Origin of the sequence: Stenotrophomonas sp. GD03794, assembly GCF_029842145.1 — a bacterium.
In the GTDB taxonomy this organism is placed as follows: domain Bacteria; phylum Pseudomonadota; class Gammaproteobacteria; order Xanthomonadales; family Xanthomonadaceae; genus Stenotrophomonas; species Stenotrophomonas riyadhensis.
The window spans coordinates 1-17,356 of the sequence record NZ_JAOCFV010000081.1; the positions used below are offsets into that span (position 1 = coordinate 1).

A 17,356-nucleotide genomic window follows, 5' to 3' on the forward strand; every position below is an offset into this window, starting at 1 on the left:
CACGCCCCCGCAACCGGACCCACCCCGCCTTCGACAGAGTCCTGCGATCTGTCGGGCTGACATGGGCTGCTTTTGGTGGGTGTCGATCTTGGTCGACACGATAGATCCAGGCGTGGAGGAAACTGGAGAGCAGAGTGGGCCAAGCTTCAAGCACGCGGCGCCTCCGCAAGTGGAGCCCCCTTGTTGTTCAAGGGGGCGCGCCGACAGGCGCGGGGACAAGGTGGAATGCGTGCGGGGCCCACGGTTTGCGCAGCAAATCGTGGGACGTAGCGCAGGTGGAGATTAAATCTCCACCTGCGCGCCCAGTTCCACCAATCTGTTGCCCGGAATCCGGAAGAAGCCGGTGGCCGGGGCGGCGTTGCGATGCATCAGCGCGAACAGCTTGTCACGCCAGATCGGCATGCCACGGTTGGCGGTGGCGACGATGGTTTCGCGGCTGGCGAAGAAGGTGGTGTCCATCGGGTCGAAGTAGATACCGCCGTGGTCGCAGGAACGCATCAGCGCCAGCGGCACGTCCGGGGTCTCCATGAAACCAAAGCGCACGTAGACGCGGTAGAACTCGTCACCCACCGATTCGATCTTCAGCCGCTGCCCTTCCATCGCATAGGGAATGGGCAGGGTTTCCACGTGCAGGAACACGTTGCGCTCGTGCAGCACCTTGTTGTGCTTGAGGTTGTGCATCAGCGCGTGCGGGGCCACGGTCGGGTCGGCGGTGAGGAACACCGCGGTGCCCGGCACGCGTACCGGCGGCGCCAGCATCAGGCCCGGCAGGAAGGTGTCCAGGCGGATGCCGTCCTTGCGGATCTCATCACGCAGCAGCTCGCGGCCACGGCGCCAGGTGCGCATCATGGTGAACAGGAAGATGCCCAGCACCACCGGGAACCAGGCGCCCTGCAGCAGCTTGGCACCGTTGGCGATGACGAAGCCGAGGTCGATGATGAAGAACACCACGCACAGCGGCAGGATCCACTTGCGCGCCTTCGGCCACAGCGAGCGCGCCACCAGGGCCAGCAGCAGGGTGTCGATCAGCATGGTGGCCGACACCGAGATGCCGTAGGCCACGGCCAGGTTGGAGGAGCTGCGGAAGGCCAGCACCAGGCCGATCACCATCACCGCGATGCCCCAGTTGATGCCCGGGATGTAGATCTGGCCGATGGTGTCGTGCGAGGTGTGCTTGATCCGCATGCGCGGGATGTAACCCAGCTGCATGGCCTGGCGCGAGACCGAGAACGCACCGGTGATGACCGACTGCGACGCGATCACCGCCGCCATCGTGGCCAGGATGATCATCGGGTACAGCGCCCACGGCGGTACTGCCTCGAAGAACGGGTTCTTCAGCGCCTCGGGGTGGTTGAGCACCAGTGCGCCCTGCCCCAGGTAGTTCAGCACCAGGCACGGCAGCACGAAGAAATACCAGGCGTGGCGGATGGGTTTGGCACCGAAGTGGCCCATGTCGGCGTACAGCGCCTCGCCACCGGTCACGGCCAGTACCACCGCACCGAGGATGAAGATACCGTGCCAGCTGTGCTCCATGAAGAAGCGGATCGCCCACCACGGGTTGAAGGCCTTCAACACTTCCGGCGCGTCGACGATGTTGTAGATGCCGATCGCGGCCAACGAGATGAACCAGACCGAGGTGATCGGGCCGAACGCCTTGCCGATCTTCTCGGTGCCGAAGCGCTGCGCGGCGAACACCGCCAGCAGCACGACCACGGTGATCGGCACGATGAAGGCATGCAGGCCGGGCGCGGCCACCTCCAGGCCCTCGACCGCGCCAAGCACGGAGATCGCCGGGGTAATCACGCCATCACCGAAGAACAGCGAGGCACCGAAGATGCCGAGGATGCCGACCACATAGGCCGAGCGCGACCCGTTGCGCAGCGTGCGCTGGGTCAGCGCCATCAGCGCCATGATGCCGCCCTCGCCGTCGTTGTCGGCGCGCATGATGATGGTCACGTACTTCAGGGTGACCACGATGTTCAGCGCCCAGAACGCCAGCGACAGCACGCCCAGCACGGTGTCGTGGTCACTGTTGAGCCCGTAGTGCGGCGAGAACGCCTCCTTCAGGGTGTACAGCGGGCTGGTACCGATATCGCCGAAGACCACGCCGATCGCACCGATGATCAGCGCCATGCCTCCGGCTGGAGGGGCGTGACCGTGGCCGCTGGGGGCGGCTGTGTGCGGGGTTTGACTGCTGGACATGGGACTCCTGGCGAAGCTCAGGCGGTAGGTTGGGGGAAAGGGACGCGGCTCAGCGCAGCGCGGACTGCAGCGCCTTGCGGATCACGGTGGCCACTTCGTCGCCTTCATTGAAGGCATCACGGGCCATGCGCGCCGCTTCGGCCGGCTTGTAGCCCAACTGCTGCAGGGCCACGGTGGCATCGGACAGCGGATCGGCCGGGGCCGGGCCGCTGCCGGTGGGCAGCGCGCCGCCGGCACCGAACTGGGCCGCGCGGTCACGCAGCTCCAGCACCATGCGCTCGGCGGTCTTCTTGCCGATGCCCGGAATGCGGGTCAGCGCGGTGATGTCACCGGCCTGCACCATGCGCGCGAACTCCTCGACAGTGACGCCGGACAGCACGGCCAGCGCGATCTTCGCGCCGATGCCACTGACCTTCTGCACGTCGCGGAACAGGCGCCGCTCACCTTCGCGCAGGAAGCCGTACAGCGAAACGCTGTCTTCCTTCTGCGAGTAATGGGTGTACAGGGTGACCTCGCGGCCAAGCTCGGGCAGGTCGTAGAAGGTGCTCATCGGCGCCTCCAGTTCGTAGCCCACTCCGTTCACGTCCACCACCAGCCACGGCGGCGCCTTGTAGGCGACGATGCCGCGCAGTCGACCGATCATTGCGTGCAGCTCCTCATTTGCGGCCCCACGCCTGGCGGGCACTGAGCCCCAGGCGGTTGGCCGTCGCCCTTACGTGGGCATGGGTGATCGCCACCGCCAACGCGTCGGCCGCGTCGGCCTGCAGCTTGGTTTTCAGGTTGAGCATGAGCCCGACCATGTGTTGAACCTGTTGCTTTTCGGCGCCACCGCGCCCGACCACTGCCAGCTTGATCTCGCTGGCGGCGTATTCGTGCACCGGCAGGTCGCGCAGCACCACGGCGGAGATCGCCGCGCCACGGGCCTGGCCCAGCTTCAATGCCGAATCGGGATTGCGCGCCATGAACACCTTTTCGATGGCCACTTCGTTCGGCTGGTATTCCCGGCACAGGTCGGCCAGGCCCAGCACCAGCAGCTTCATGCGCTGCGGGAAATCGTCGGCGCCCAGCAGCACCAGTGGCTGGTGGTGCACGTGGCTGACCTTGCCGGTGGCGTCAACATCGATGATGCCGACCCCGGTCCGCTGCGAACCGGGGTCGATGCCGAGAATGCGGGTCATGCTGCACTCCTGGCGGGGAGGAACGGAATGCGCTGGCAGGCGTATGGGCTCATGACTGTCCGCGGTGACCGTTCAACGGCCCGCGCCCAGGCCGTCGAAGACGGCTCAGGCGTAGGCGTCGGCGCCGAGTTCGGCGTTGGAATACACGTCCTGCACGTCGTCCAGGTCTTCAAGCATGTCCAGCAGCTTCTTGACCTGCAGGGCAACCTCGCCCTCGACCTTGATGTCGTTGTCCGCGCGGAAGGTGATCTCGGCGTGGTCGGCGACATGGCCGGCGGCAGCCATCGCATCCTTGACCGCGTTGAACGCGTCAGGGCTGGTGACCACGTCGATCGAACCGTCATCCGGATAGACCACGATGTCATCGGCGCCGGCGTCGATAGCGGCCTCGGTGATGGCTTCCTCATCGGCGCCCGGGGCGAAGCTGAGCACGCCCAGGCGCTTGAACATGAAGGCCACCGAGCCTTCGGTGCCCATGTTGCCACCGCACTTGCTGAACGCATGGCGGACATCGGCCACGGTGCGCACGCGGTTGTCGGTCAGGCAATCGACGATCACGGCCACGCCACCCGGAGCGTAGCCCTCGTAGCGGATTTCCTCGTAGTCGACGCCTTCCAGTTCACCGGTGGCCTTCTTGATGGCGCGCTCGATCACGTCCTTGGACATGTTCACGGCCAGGCCCTTGTCCACGGCCACGCGCAGGCGCGGGTTGTTGTTGGGGTCGCCTCCACCGCCGCGCGCGGCAACGCCGATCTCGCGGATGATCTTGGTGAAAATCTTGCCGCGCTTCGCGTCGGACGCGTTCTTGCGGGCTTCGATGGAGGGGCCTCTACCCATGGGTGCTACCGTCTGGCTGCTTCAGGATCAAGGCGCGGATTCTACCTGATCGGGCGCTGCAACCGTGTCTAGGGGCGAAGGATGCCGCCGGGCATGGCCCGGCGAAGAGCGTGCGAACCAAGGTTCGCACCCACCAAGGTAGGACGGTTCGCACCCACCATCTTATGCGGCGGCGGCGTCGCGGCTGTGGTCGAACTGGCCGTGGCGCAGGAAATGCGCGGTCTGCCGCGCGGCGTCGGGCGACACCACCAGACCGCTGTGGCTGGTACGCACCACGCAATGGTCGGCCAGGCCCGGCAGGCGGGTCTCGGCCAGGGCCACGGTGCCGTCGGAGGCATCGTCGATGGCGCCCAGCAGGCTGCCCAGCCCGTGCGGCACTGAACCGGCGATCAGGCCAACCTCGGCCCTGCCCTGCCAGTCCGGCAGGCCATCCAGCAGCAGCTCGCTGCTGCGCCCCAGCGCCAGGCCCCAGCCGTGATCGGACAACGAGCGCGCGGTACCGCTGCCGCGCAGCGGCGAGCCCAGACAGACCACGCGCTGCACCGGCAGCTGCGGATTGCGGCGCAGCGCTTCCAGCGCCAGCAGGCCTCCCAGGCTGTGGCCGACCAGCGACAACGGCCCGGCATCGGCCAGCCGCTCCAGCAGCTGCGGCACCGCCACGTCGGGGCCACCGAAGACCGAGGAGTAACCGAATGCGTGCACCTGGAAACCGCGCGCGCGCAGACGCCAGGCCAGCGGCCCGACCCAGGCACGGGCATTCCAGATGCCATGCAGCAGCAATACGGGGGGAGTCATGCAAACAGCCTGGCGGTCAGCGGGGCAGGAACGTACGGTGATTGAACACGCGCGCGCAGCAAGCGGCGGTGAACGTCAGGCTGCGCGCGGTGCGCGGCGCAGGATGAATTCAAGATCGTGGGTGTCGCCGACCGGGAACAGGTACTCGCCCGCCTTCTCGAATCCATAGCGGGCGTAGAAGCGCTGTGCGCCGAAGTTCTCCGACCACACGCCCAGCCACAGCGTGCGTGGGCCTTCGTGTTCCAGCCAGGCCAGCGCGGTTTCCAGCAGGCGGCTGCCCCAGCCGCAGCTCTGCTGGGTCTTGACCAGGTACAGGCGCTTGAGTTCGCCGTCACCGGGTTTCACATCCGGATGCGGCAGGCCACAGGGGCCGGCGGCGGCGTGGCCGACCGCCTCCCCATCCAGCTCCAGCAGCCACACCGCGTAATCCGGGTGGGCCAGGATCACGCGCTGGCGCTCGACCGTGTAGGCCTCCTCGAGGAAGGCCTGCAGGTCCTGCGGCGGATACAGATGGCCGAAGGTTTCGGTGAACGTGCGGGCGGCCAGCGCCGACAGGGTCGGCGCGTCGTCCACGGTAGCGCGGCGGATCGAATACATGCAGGAAGTTGACGTCAGGGCGAAGCGCGGGTCAAGCCTTTTCAGACGATTCCGCTTCTTCTTCCTCGTCCTCTTCCTCGTATTCCTCTTCGTCTTCGTCCTCTTCTTCCTCGCCTTCCTCGTCCTCGTCGTACTCTTCCTCTTCGTCGTCTTCGTAATCCTCGACGCCGAAGTCTTCACCGTCCCAACGGCCTTCGCCGTCGGCGACGAAGGTCAGGGCCATCGCCGCCGGGTTGGTACCGACGCGGACCAGCCAACCCCCGAACACGCGTGCACGCTCGGTGACCAGGGTGGCCTCGGAGCCTTCATTGCCCAGCTTTTCCCACTCCAGCGAAAACGCAAACTCGGTCATTGCCTGGATCTCCTGATCAGTTGGTCTTGGGGCGAACCTGGATGTGCACTTCGGCCAGCTGCGCGTCGACGATCGGCGACGGCGCGTCGGTCATCAGATCCTGTGCACCGGTGGTCTTCGGGAACGGGATGACGTCGCGGATCGACTCGGTGCCGGCCATCAGCGCGGCGATGCGGTCGATGCCGAAGGCGATGCCACCGTGCGGCGGCGCGCCGTAGTTCAGCGCGTCGAGCAGGAAGCCGAACTTGGCACGGGCTTCTTCGGCGCCGATGCCGAGCAGCTCGAATACCGCGCTCTGCATGTCCGGACGGTGGATACGGATGGAACCGCCGCCGATTTCATTGCCGTTGAGCACCATGTCGTAGCCGCGCGAGACGGCGGTACGGGCGTTGGCGCGCAGGTCGGCGATGTCGTCCACGGCCGGTGCGGTGAAGGGGTGATGCAGGGCGACGTAGCGCTGTTCTTCCTCGTCCCACTCGAACATCGGGAAATCGGTGACCCACAGCGGCGCCCAACCGTCGGCGACCAGGCCGAAGTCCTTGCCGGCCTTCAGGCGCAGCGCGCCCATGAAGTCCGAGACCTTGTTGTAGCCACCGGCGCCGAAGAACACGATGTCGCCGTTACCGGCGCCGACGTGGGCGACCAGCGCAGCGAAGGCGGCTTCGCTGAAGAACTTCTGGATCGGCGAGCTGATCTCGCCGTTGTCGGCGATCTTGATGTAGGCCAGGCCCTTGGCGCCGTACTTGGCGGCATGCGCGGCATATTCGTCGATCTGCTTGCGGCTCAGCGACGCACCGCCCGGGATGCGCAGCGCGGCGACGCGGCCATCGGCATCATTGGCCGGGCCGGTGAACACCGGGAACTCGCTGTCCTTGACCAGCTCGGCGACGTCGACCAGCTCCAGCGCGATGCGCAGGTCCGGCTTGTCCGAACCGTAGCGACGCATCGCCTCGGCCCAGGTCATGCGCGGGAAGCTGGCGTCCAGCTGGACGTCGACCACTTCCTTGAAGATGGCACGGATCATGTCCTCGACGAAGTCCTGCACGTCGCGCTCGCGGACGAAGGCGAATTCCATGTCCAGCTGGGTGAATTCCAGCTGGCGGTCGGCACGCAGGGCCTCGTCGCGGAAGCAGCGCGCGATCTGGTAGTAGCGGTCGAAGCCGGCCACCATCAGGATCTGCTTGAACAGCTGCGGGCTCTGCGGCAGGGCGTAGAACTCGCCCGGGTGCATGCGCGCCGGCACCAGGAAGTCGCGCGCGCCTTCCGGAGTGGCCTTGGTCAGGATCGGGGTCTCGATGTCCTGGAAGCCCTTTTCGTCCAGATGGCGGCGCAGGGCCTGCACCAGCTTGATGCGGGTGCGCTGCATGCGCTGCATTTCCGGGCGGCGCAGGTCCAGGTAACGGTACTTCAGGCGGGTTTCCTCGCCCGGATTCTCGTGGGCGTGGAACGGCAGCGGCGCGGCCTTGTTCAGCACGGTGATGGCGGTGGCGATCACTTCCACCTTGCCGGTGCGCATCTTGTCGTTCACCGCGTGGCGGGCACGCACGACGCCTTCCACCTGCAGCACGTCCTCGTAGCCCAGCGACGCGGCCACGGCGAACACGTCGGCGTTGTCGACTTCCACGGTCACCTGCACGATGCCTTCATGATCTCGAAGATCGATGAAGCAGACGCCGCCCTGGTTACGGGCCACGTCGGTCCAGCCGGCGAGGGTGACAGTCTGGCCAATCAGGGTCTCATCGACCAGGCCGCAGAAGTGGGTACGCATGGGGGGAAGCTCCGCTGGAGAACGCCGGCACCGGATGGGGGCCGGAAAGCCTCGTATTCTGCGGCCGAGGCCCCGGCCGGGGCAAATCCGGCCAGTCACACCGGCTTGATCGCCCCCCTCCCTATAGTCGGGCACCTGCCACCGTATGGGATGCCGCCATGAAACCGCTGTCCCTGGCCAGCCTGGCCCTGACCCTCGCCCTGGGTGCACTGGGCACCCTTGCCCTGCCCGCCCCTTCCGCGAATGCGCAGAGCGGGGTGGTCCGCTGCGAAAGCCAGAACAACCGCGAACGGGTCTGCAACACCGGCTGGCGCAATGCGCAGCTGGTCCGCCAGTTGTCCGGCAGCGCCTGCGACGAAGGCCGCACCTGGGGCAGCCGCAATGGCAGCATCTGGGTCACCAATGGCTGCCGCGCCGAATTCGTCGAGGCCCGCGGTGGCTGGGGCGGCGGCAATGGCGGCGGCAATGGCGGTGGCTGGGGCGGTAACAACGGTCGCCCCGGCGAGACGATCCGCTGCGAGAGCCAGAACAACCGCGAGCGCAGCTGCCCGGTCGGCTGGCGCAATGCCCGCCTGGTCCGCCAGCTGTCCGGCAGCCCCTGCGACGAGGGCCGCACCTGGGGCGTGCGCAATGGCGCGATCTGGGTCAGCGGCGGCTGCCGCGCCGAGTTCGCCGAAACCCGCGGCTGGGGCGGTGGTGGCGGTGGCTGGGGCGGTGGCAACAGCAATTACTCGGTCACCTGCAGCAGCAACAACAACCGCTCGCAGACCTGCGACTGGGATGAGCGCCAGGGCCGCCCAGTGCTGCAGCAGCAACTGTCCGGCAGTGCCTGCCAGGAAGGCCGCAGCTGGGGCTACTCACGTGGCCAGGTGTGGGTGAGCAACGGCTGCCGCGCGCGTTTCGGTACGCGGTAAGTACACGGCCGGATCCCTGGCCGACGGCCAGGGCTCTGGCCCCGGTCCGGTATCCCGCATCCACACATGGCGTGGATCTACTGAGGGTCCTTCTGGGGTCGGGGCCCTCCGCAGGAGGGATCCGACCCCGGGATCACGGCGCGGGTGCTGTGTCGTCGCCCCACGGTGGCGGTGGCAGGTCGACCGGCTTGCCCAGGTCGAACTGCACGCGGAAGCGGCGGCCATCCGGGCGGGTCAGCTCATAGACGAAGGTCTGGTCGGGATCAATCTCCATCGCCCAGGTGTTGTGCGTGGAGGCCAGCATGTCGGCGCGGCGGAACATCGCCACCGAATCGCTGTCGGCCGGGAACTGCTGGCGCTCGGCAGTGCCGGGTGGCGTGCTGTCGCCTCCGTACAGGGTGATCGCGTCAGGGCTGCCGTCTTCGTGGCGATGATCGTGCTTCAGGCGCAGGCCGGTTTCCGTGCGGGTCAGCACCCAGGTCCGCGAGTGGTCATCGCCGACATGGAACGGGATGCGCAGTTCGTGCGCCGGATCGGCACAGCCGCGCACGTGCATGACCAGGCGCTGCCCGGCGAACGGATCCTTGCCGGTCGGTGCCGGCGTGTCCTCCACTACCTTGCCGGCATAGGCCTGGCCGCAATGTGCGGCCACGGCAGCCATGAAGGCGTCGGCCGGTGCGGTCGCCAGATCATGGGCGACCGTATCGGAGCGCTGCGAACACGCAGCAAGGCTGAGCAGGAGGGCGGAAGCGGTGACAATGGCAGGCAGTTTCATGCCCCAACCCTAACGGCCATGGCCGACGGGCGCAAACCGCACGCGGCAACCGCTCAGCGTTCGGCGATGTGCGGTTCCGGCAGCGTCTCGGTGGCCGCCACCGGTGCAGCCGCGCCCTCGCCTGCCGGCTCCTGTTCGACCGGATCAACATCGAACGGCGTGCGGAACACCAGCGACGGCAGCAGCGTGGTCAGCGCCGCATACAGCAGCAGCGCGCCGAACAGCACCGCCGGAATCTGGAAGCGCTCGCGCATGATCGCGGCCAGCACCAGGGTGAAGATCAGCGTCGGCGCCAGCGCCAGCGAGACCCGCAGGCTGCTGCGGAAGCTCTCGCCGAACATCACCCGGCGCTGCAGCCAGACCACGCCGATGCGCAGCGGCAGCACCACCAGGGTGATCACGATGCCCAGCCCCAGTGCCTCGAAACTGAGTGCTTCGCTGGGCACCTTGGTGCCGGCATTGAAGAAATAGAACGGCACGAAGAACGAGGCAAACAGGCGCAGTGCGTGCAGGTTCTCATGCGAGGCCAGCAGCGGCATGCGCTGGTGCAGCAGGCGCGCGACCAGACCGGCGATGAACGCACCGACCAGGTAGTACACGCCCAGCAGATAGGTGATGTAGGCCGCGACCATGCCCACCATCACCAGCAGCGAGAACTCCGAGCCCGGCGCATGCGGCGCCACCCAGCGGCCCAGCGCGATGAACAGCAGCGGCAGGCCGATCATCATCGCCAGCAGCGCCAGGCTGGACAGCGCCATGTGGCCCGGATCACCCGCCTGCAGCACGATGAACAACGCCGCCAGCGCCAGCAGTTCGCCAGCGATGGCCTTGCTGGTCACCCAGAACCGCTCGTCCTCGCTCAGGCCCAGCCGCGACAGCGAATCCATGATGAAGCCGGTGGACGGCGTCAGCAGCGCCAGCGCCAGCAGGCCGGCGGCCTGCCACGGCAGCCCCGCGTAGCGCCAGGCCAGCCAGCCCACACCGAACAGCGTGCCGGTACGGATCACCAGATGCGCCAGCAGCGGCCACATGCCACGGCGCAGCGCCTGCAGGTCCACTTCCAGGCCGGCGAACAGGAACAGCGAGGAAATGCCCAGCGTGGCCAGCAGACCGATCACCGCGTCGTGCGCCTGGTCGCCCAGCCAGAGCATGCCGATGATGCCGAACAGCAGGCAGGTCAGCGGCGCGGGCAGGCTGAAACGCTGCAGCGCGCGCGGGATCACCAGCAGCGCGAAGATCAGCAGCAGGTAGATCAGTTCATGGCTCATGGGGGACTTCCGTGTGGTTCGAACGCGCGCAGGATGCGCGCGCCGAACCGATCCGGCAAGCCGTTTCTGGATGACTCCCGGTTACCTCATCCGATCAGGCGATCGGCAATGCGCCCCACCTGTGCCAGCACGGTAGCGCGTTGCTCGTAGCTGATCGCACCTGCCTGCAGATATGCCGTCAGCACCCACGGTGCGCCGCCGGCCACGGGCCACAGCACGGCGATGTCGTTGCGCGCGTCCTCGCCGTTGCTGCCGGTCTTGTCACCGACGCGCCAGCGCTTGCCCAGACCCGCGCGCAGGCAGGCGTCGCCGGTTTCGTTGTCGATCAGCCAATCGGCCAGCTGCTGCCGCGACGCCGACTGCAGCACCTCGCCCAGCATCACGCGCTGCAGGGTCGCAGCCATTGCCGCCGGCGTGGTGGTGTCGCGCGGATCGCCCTTGGCAAAGCTGTTCAGCTCCGGCTCCAGGCGGTCACTGCGGCTCACCGCATCACCGCTGGCGCGCAGGAACGCAGTCACCGCGGGCGGGCCACCGACCACGCCGAACAGCAGGTTGGCGGCGGTATTGTCGCTGGTGATGATCGTGGCACGGCACAGATCGCGCACAGTCATGTCCTTGCCGGCGTGGCGGCGGGCGACGGGCGCGTGCGAGAGAAGATCGGCATCGCGCACCGGCACGCGCGTGTCCAGCAACGCGGGCCTGCGCTCGGCCTGGCTGAGCACGGTGGCGACCAGCACGCTCTTGAACGTGCTGCACATCGGGAAACGCTCGTCCTGGCGATGACCGATGCGGCGACCGCTCGCAGTGTCCAACAGGGTCACGCCGAGGCGTCCGGCGCACGCCTTCTCCAGCGTGGCGAAGTCGGTGGCGGCCGTGAGGGCGGCATCGGTCGGTGCACTGGAGGTGGTCTTGCCCGCCGCACGTGCCAGCAACGGCAGGGCAAGCGAGGAAGCAACAGCGGCACCACTGAACTGCAGGAATCGGCGACGGGCGAGCATGCGGGGTTCTCCTGGGGACCGCCCGATTATTGAAGCCCTCCCCGGAGCCGACCAGCGCGAAATATCAGCGGAAGCCATGAACTTAATTCATGCCTGTCGTAATCAACTCGTTGAGATTTACGAAATTCCTCGCTGAAGGGTAGGATCAGCCATCACCCTGGCTCACGGCTTCCCGATGCTGCACCCGACCCTGCCGCTGAACGCGCTGCGCGCCTTCGAGGCCGCTGCGCGCCACCAGAACTTCACCCGCGCCGCGCTGGAGCTGTGCGTCAGCCAGGCCGCGCTGAGCCACCAGATCCGCGGGCTGGAGGACCGGCTCGGCATCCGTCTGTTCCATCGCCTGCCGCGCGGCGTGGCGCTCACCGAGGAGGGCGCGGCGCTGTATCCAGTGCTCAACGAATCGTTCGAGCGCATCTCGGCCAGCATCGCGCGCTACACCGGTGGCCCGGCCCGTGAAGTACTGACGCTGGGCGTGGTCGGCACCTTCGCCACCGGTTGGCTGCTGCCACGGCTGGCTGCGTTCGAGGCCGCGCACCCGGACATCGAGCTGCGACTGCAGACCCACAACAACCGCATCGATCTGGCCGGCGAGGGCCTGGACCTGGCGATCCGCTTCGGTGATGGCGACTGGCAGGGCCAGGCCTGCACGGCAATCCTCGACGCGCCGTTCGCGCCACTCTGCGCGCCGGCGCTGGCGCGGCGGCTCAAACAGCCACGCGACCTGGGCACCCTGCCCCTGCTGCGCTCCTACCGCAGCGACGAATGGCCGCGCTGGCTGCAGGCGGCAGGAGTGAGTGGCGTGGAAGCCCGCGGGCCGGTGTTTGATTCGTCGTTGACGGTGGCGATGGCCGCGGTGGGTGGTGCCGGCGTGGCGCTGCTGCCGCTGCGCATGTTCGAGCAGGAACTGGCCGAGGGTCGCCTGCTGCAGCCATTCAGCACCACGCTGGAGCTGGGGCGCTACTGGCTCACGCGACTGCGCTCGCGTGCCGAGCGTGAGCCGGCGAAGCGGTTCCGCGAATGGCTGCAGGCACAGGGATGAAAAAGGGGACGGAGGGGATTAAGTCGTTTGTGCCACAAACGACTTAATCCCCTCCGTCCCCTTTTTTGCGTGATCAGGACTCCAGCAGTTCCATCCACGCGGCTTCGGCTTTTTCCAGCTGGGCGGCAGCGGTTTCGCGGTCACGGCCGATCACCGCCATGCGGGTGGCATCGGCGTAGTTGGCCGGGTCGGCCAGCTGGCGGTCCAGCTCGGCCAGGGCGCTTTCCAGTTCGGCCACCTTGGCTTCGGCGGCGGCCAGCTTGTGCGGGTTCACCGGCTTCTTCTGCACCACCTGAGCCACCGGCGCGGTCTTGACCACCACCGGCTCTTCCACCTGTTCCATGCGCGCCTTGGTGCCCTGCGCCTGCGGACGGGTGCGCAGCCAGGCCGCGTAGGCGTCGAGGTCGCCGTCGAACGGCTCGACCACGCCATCGGCCACGCGCCAGTAGGTATCGCAGACCAGGCCGATCAGATGGCGGTCATGCGAGACCATCACGATCGCGCCTTCGAAGGTGGCCAGTGCTTCGGCCAGCGCTTCGCGCATTTCCAGGTCAAGGTGGTTGGTCGGTTCGTCCAGCAGCAGCACATTCGGCTGCTGCCAGGCGATCAGCGCCAGCGCCAGGCGCGCGCGCTCGCCGCCGGAGAAACCATCGACCGGCTCGAACGCGCGGTCGCCCGGGAAGTTCCACTTGCCAAGGAAATCGCGGAACGACTGGTTCGGTGCGTCCGGCGCGATCTCGCGGAAATGCTCCATCGGCGACTGGCCTTCGTGCAGCGACTCCACCGTGTGCTGGGCGAAGTAGCCGATCTTCAGGTCCGGGTGCGCCATGCGCTCGCCGACGATCGGCGCCAGCTCGCCCACCAGGGTCTTCACCAGGGTGGTCTTACCGGCACCGTTGGGGCCGAGCAGGCCGATGCGCTGGCCCGCTTCCAGGCCGAAGCCGACGTTGTGCAGGATCACCGCGTCCTTGCCATAGCCAGCCTCGACGTGGTTCAGGCGGATCAGCGAGAACGGCAGCTTGGCCGGCGGCGCGAACTCGATGCGGAACTCGCGCTCGGCACGCACCGCTTCGGTGCCGGCCAGCTTGGCCAGGCGCTTCATGCGGCTCTGCGCCTGCGCGGCCTTGCTGGCCTGCGCCTTGAAGCGGTCGATGAAGCTCTGCAGGTGGGCACGCTCGGCCTGTTCCTTCTCGTGCGCGATCTGCTGCTGGCGCAGCTGTTCGGCGCGCTGGCGCTCGAAATCGGTGTAACCGCCCGGGTAGAGCTTGGCGCCGCCACCGTGCAGGTGCAGGGTGTGGGTGGCCACGTTGTCGAGGAACTCGCGGTCATGCGAGATCAGCAGCAGGGTGCCGGGATACTTCAGCAGCCACTGCTCCAGCCAGTACACCGCGTCCAGATCCAGGTGGTTGGTCGGTTCGTCCAGCAGCAGCAGATCGCTGGGCATCATCAGCGCGCGTGCCAGGTTCAGGCGCACGCGCCAGCCACCGGAGAACGAGGAAACCGCGCGATGGTGGGTCTCGGCCGGGAAGCCCAGGCCATGCAGCAGCTTGCCGGCACGCGCTTCGGCGTCGTAGGCATTGAGCTCGGCCATCTTCGTATGCGCTTCGGCCACCGCTTCCCAGTCTTCGCGGGCGGTCGCCTCGGCCTCGGCAGCCAGCACCGCGGCCACCTCGATGTCGCCGCCGAGCACGAAGCTCAGCGCCGGGTCGGGCAGCGACGGGGTTTCCTGGGCAACGCTGGCGATGCGCACCTTGCCGGGCAGATCGACATCGCCCTTGTCGGCCTCCAGCTCACCCTTCACTGCCGCGAACAGGCTGGACTTGCCAGCACCGTTGCGGCCGACCACACCCACCCGGTAACCGGCGTGCAGGGTCAGGTCGACATTGGACAACAGCAGCCGCTCGCCGCGGCGCAAGGCGAAATTACGAAGGGAGATCATCGGGGGAGGCGTCCATATAACCGAATGGAATGTGCTGGTGAGCACTGTTCCTGCGACGCAATTCTAGCGTTAACGAATACTTGACGCGTCCCGGGATGCGCGGCGGCCGGCGTTCCTCTCTCCCACGTCCTCGCCGCGCGCGTCCCGGGCTCCCTCCCCCGCCAGTGCCGATCCGGGCTAAATGGTTGCTGCTGCAACGTTTTTTCCGATGACCGGCATTTGACAGGCACTGAATATCCCGTTAATTCCTGCTTTGCGCACCGCAACAACCGCCGTCCGCCTCACCCCCGTGATGTCGATTCCGGTGCCGCCCCCGCCAACCGGAGCTCCGTCCCGATGACCCGCAAGACCAGCCTGATCGCCGCCGCCGTCGCTGTCGCACTCGGTGGCTCTCCGTTCGTTGCCGCTGCCCAGCAGGCCGGCACCGCCGCCAACACCCTGGACACGGTGATCGTGACCGGTACCCGCGTGGCCGACCGCACGGTGGCCGAGTCGCAGTCGCCGATCGACATCATCACCCCCGAAGCCCTGCAGTCCACCGGTACCAGTGAGCTGGCCACCGCACTGTCGCGCGCCCTGCCCTCACTGAACTTCCCGCGCCCGGCGCTGACCGACGGCACCAGCGGTGTGCGCCCGGCGCAGCTGCGTGGCCTGTCGCCGGACCAGGTGCTGGTGCTGGTCAACGGCAAGCGCCGCCACACCTCGGCGATGATCAACGTCAACGGCAGCATCGGCCGTGGCTCGTCGGCGGTGGACATCAACGCGATCCCGATCGCTGCCATCGAGCGCGTGGAAGTGCTGCGCGACGGCGCGTCGGCGCAGTACGGTTCGGACGCCATCGCCGGCGTCATCAACATCGTGCTCAAGGGCAGCGGCCGTGGCGGCAGCCTGGCCGTGGACTACGGCCAGTACTCGGCCGGTGACGGCAACAAGTACCAGCTCTCCGGCGATACCGGCGTCGAGTTCGGCGACGGCCGTGGCCGCGTGCACGTGGCCGGCCAGATCAGCCAGCAGGACGAGAGCAACCGCGCCGGCCCGTACCGCGGCACCACGCCGAACACCGGCAACTACCCGAGCATCGGCCAGAAGACCTTCATCGTCGGCGACCCGCGCGTGGATGCCACCGCCGCCTCGGTGAACGCCAGCTTCGATTTCAGCGACCACGTGACCGGCTACGCCAGCGCGCTGCTCAGCAACCGCGACATCACCTCGTTCGCGTTCTACCGCTCGCGCAACCATCTGAACCAGACCGCGCTGCTGGCGCAGACCTACCCGGACGGCTTCGTGCCGGAGATCAACCAGTACTCCAAGGACCGCTCGCTGGTGGCCGGCGTCAAGGGCAACACCGACAACGGCTGGACCTGGGACCTGAGCCTGAACCATGGCGAGAACACCCTCGACTTCCACACCCGCAACAGCATCAACTACAGCCTGGGTGCGACCAGCCCGCGCTCGTTCTACGACGGTACGCTGAAGTACCAGCAGGACATCTTCAATGCCGACCTGACCAAGTCGCTGGACTGGGGCCTGGCCTATCCGGTCACGCTGTCCTTCGGCGGTGAGTACCGCAAGGAGAAGTGGGACCAGAAGCCAGGCGAACTGAACTCGTACACCGGCAGTGGCGCGCAGGGCTTCGGTGGCTTCACCCCGACCAATGAAGTGCATGCCGACCGCCACAACTACGCGGTCTACGCCGGCCTGGAAGCGGACCTGACCGAGAAGTTCTCGGCCGGCATCACCGGCCGCTACGAGGACTACTCGGACTTCGGCGACCGCTTCTCCGGCAAGCTGTCGGCACGCTACGCGTTCACCGACAAGGTCGCGCTGCGGGCCACCGCCTCCAGCGGCTTCCGCGCACCGTCGCTGGCGCAGCAGGGCTACCAGGCGGTCACCAGCCAGTTCACCAACGGCGTGTTCGTCGAGCGCGGCACCTTCCCCACCACCAGCCAGGCCGCACAGGCACTGGGCGCCTCGCCGCTGAAGGCCGAGACCTCTACCTCCTACAGCGTTGGCCTGGTGCTGCAGCCGGTCGACCGCCTGTACATCACTGTCGACGCCTACCAGATCGACATCGATGACCGTATCGCGCTGTCGTCCAGCATCACCACCAATGCCGCCAGCAGCGCGTTGCTGACCAGCCTGGGCCTGCCGCAGGTGACCGCGTTCTCGTACTTCACCAACGGCCTGGATACGCGCACCCGCGGCGTCGATTTCGTGTCCAGCTACACGGTGCCCTTCAGCGCCAGCAGCCTGGAACTGACCGCCGCGTACAGCTACAACGACACCGAAGTGCGCCGCGTCGGCGGCACCCCGGCAGTGTTCGGCACGCTGGGCCTGACACAGTCGCTGATCGGCCGCGATGAGATCGGCCGCATCGAGGACAGCTATCCGCGCGACAAGGCGATCCTGAGCGGCACCTGGCGTTCGGACCGCTGGGAACTGGGCCTGGCCGCGACCCGCTACGGCAAATTCACCGTGCGCAACTCGGCCACCGCACTGCGCGACCAGACCTATGGCGACGCCTGGGTGGTGGATGCCTCGGCCAGCTACAAGCCGAGCAGCAACTGGACCCTGACCGTGGGCGCCGACAACCTGCTGGACAAGTATCCGGACCGCACCGAAGACCTGCAGAACTCCACCTTCGGCATGCTGCCGTACAGCAACTACTCACCGTTCGGCTTCAACGGCGCGTAC

The 17,356-nt window shown here is 67.3% G+C and carries 15 protein-coding genes; 3 read left to right on the forward strand and 12 right to left on the reverse strand.

The features are described 5' to 3' along the window. Nucleotides 1–282: 282 nt before the first annotated feature. From N5D91_RS23110 to aspS, 8 genes are all read right to left on the reverse strand, one after another. Nucleotides 283–2,133 (reverse strand): potassium transporter Kup, encoded by a 1,851-nt coding sequence (locus N5D91_RS23110; protein ID WP_176510699.1) that lies wholly within the window; start codon nucleotides 2,131–2,133, stop codon nucleotides 283–285. A 118-nt stretch (nucleotides 2,134–2,251) separates the two neighbouring features. Further along, nucleotides 2,252–2,845: a Holliday junction branch migration protein RuvA gene (gene ruvA / locus N5D91_RS23115; RefSeq protein WP_005410756.1), complete on the reverse strand. Its 594-nt coding sequence runs from the start codon at nucleotides 2,843–2,845 to the stop codon at nucleotides 2,252–2,254. Between the two features lie 13 nt (nucleotides 2,846–2,858). After that, nucleotides 2,859–3,380 (reverse strand): crossover junction endodeoxyribonuclease RuvC, encoded by a 522-nt coding sequence (ruvC, locus tag N5D91_RS23120; RefSeq protein ID WP_088026882.1) that lies wholly within the window; start codon nucleotides 3,378–3,380, stop codon nucleotides 2,859–2,861. 105 nt (nucleotides 3,381–3,485) lie between these two features. Next, nucleotides 3,486–4,217 (reverse strand): YebC/PmpR family DNA-binding transcriptional regulator, encoded by a 732-nt coding sequence (locus N5D91_RS23125; RefSeq protein ID WP_110713298.1) that lies wholly within the window; start codon nucleotides 4,215–4,217, stop codon nucleotides 3,486–3,488. Nucleotides 4,218–4,379: 162 nt separating this feature from the next. After that, nucleotides 4,380–5,012 carry an alpha/beta fold hydrolase gene (locus N5D91_RS23130; RefSeq protein ID WP_164162474.1) on the reverse strand — a complete coding sequence of 211 codons (633 nt, stop codon included), beginning with the start codon at nucleotides 5,010–5,012 and terminating at the stop codon, nucleotides 4,380–4,382. A gap of 75 nt (nucleotides 5,013–5,087) precedes the next feature. Further along, nucleotides 5,088–5,609, reverse strand: a complete 522-nt coding sequence (locus tag N5D91_RS23135) for a GNAT family N-acetyltransferase (protein WP_110713301.1) — start codon at nucleotides 5,607–5,609, stop codon at nucleotides 5,088–5,090. Between the two features lie 31 nt (nucleotides 5,610–5,640). Beyond that, nucleotides 5,641–5,961: a DNA primase gene (locus N5D91_RS23140; protein ID WP_126929986.1), complete on the reverse strand. Its 321-nt coding sequence runs from the start codon at nucleotides 5,959–5,961 to the stop codon at nucleotides 5,641–5,643. A 16-nt stretch (nucleotides 5,962–5,977) separates the two neighbouring features. Continuing rightward, a complete protein-coding gene (aspS, locus tag N5D91_RS23145) occupies nucleotides 5,978–7,729 on the reverse strand; it encodes an aspartate--tRNA ligase (RefSeq protein WP_180846421.1) in 1,752 nt (583 codons plus the stop codon). Between the two features lie 158 nt (nucleotides 7,730–7,887). Between aspS and N5D91_RS23150 the strand changes: the two genes are divergently transcribed. Beyond that, nucleotides 7,888–8,643, forward strand: a complete 756-nt coding sequence (locus N5D91_RS23150) for a DUF3011 domain-containing protein (protein ID WP_180854691.1) — start codon at nucleotides 7,888–7,890, stop codon at nucleotides 8,641–8,643. A gap of 133 nt (nucleotides 8,644–8,776) precedes the next feature. On the opposite strand, the gene N5D91_RS23155 is transcribed toward N5D91_RS23150, so the two are convergent. The 3 genes from N5D91_RS23155 to blaL2 form a co-directional block, all read right to left on the reverse strand. Beyond that, nucleotides 8,777–9,418, reverse strand: coding sequence for a hypothetical protein (locus N5D91_RS23155; protein ID WP_180854692.1), 642 nt, complete (start codon nucleotides 9,416–9,418; stop codon nucleotides 8,777–8,779). 53 nt (nucleotides 9,419–9,471) lie between these two features. After that, a complete protein-coding gene (locus N5D91_RS23160) occupies nucleotides 9,472–10,686 on the reverse strand; it encodes a cation:proton antiporter (RefSeq protein ID WP_110713308.1) in 1,215 nt (404 codons plus the stop codon). Nucleotides 10,687–10,772: 86 nt separating this feature from the next. Further along, nucleotides 10,773–11,684, reverse strand: a complete 912-nt coding sequence (blaL2, locus tag N5D91_RS23165) for a L2 family extended-spectrum class A beta-lactamase (protein ID WP_180854693.1) — start codon at nucleotides 11,682–11,684, stop codon at nucleotides 10,773–10,775. A gap of 175 nt (nucleotides 11,685–11,859) precedes the next feature. On the opposite strand from blaL2, the gene ampR reads away from it, so the two are divergent. After that, nucleotides 11,860–12,723 carry a LysR family transcriptional regulator AmpR gene (ampR, locus tag N5D91_RS23170; RefSeq protein ID WP_012511908.1) on the forward strand — a complete coding sequence of 288 codons (864 nt, stop codon included), beginning with the start codon at nucleotides 11,860–11,862 and terminating at the stop codon, nucleotides 12,721–12,723. Nucleotides 12,724–12,796: 73 nt separating this feature from the next. Here ampR and N5D91_RS23175 read toward each other — a convergent pair whose 3' ends face one another. After that, on the reverse strand, nucleotides 12,797–14,662 hold the full coding sequence (locus tag N5D91_RS23175; protein WP_049400785.1) for an ABC-F family ATP-binding cassette domain-containing protein: 1,866 nt from the start codon (nucleotides 14,660–14,662) through the stop codon (nucleotides 12,797–12,799). A gap of 336 nt (nucleotides 14,663–14,998) precedes the next feature. Here N5D91_RS23175 and N5D91_RS23180 point away from each other — a divergent pair. Beyond that, nucleotides 14,999–17,356, forward strand: a 2,358-nt coding sequence (locus N5D91_RS23180; protein WP_279922755.1) for a TonB-dependent receptor, incomplete at its 3' end; no start/stop codon positions are given.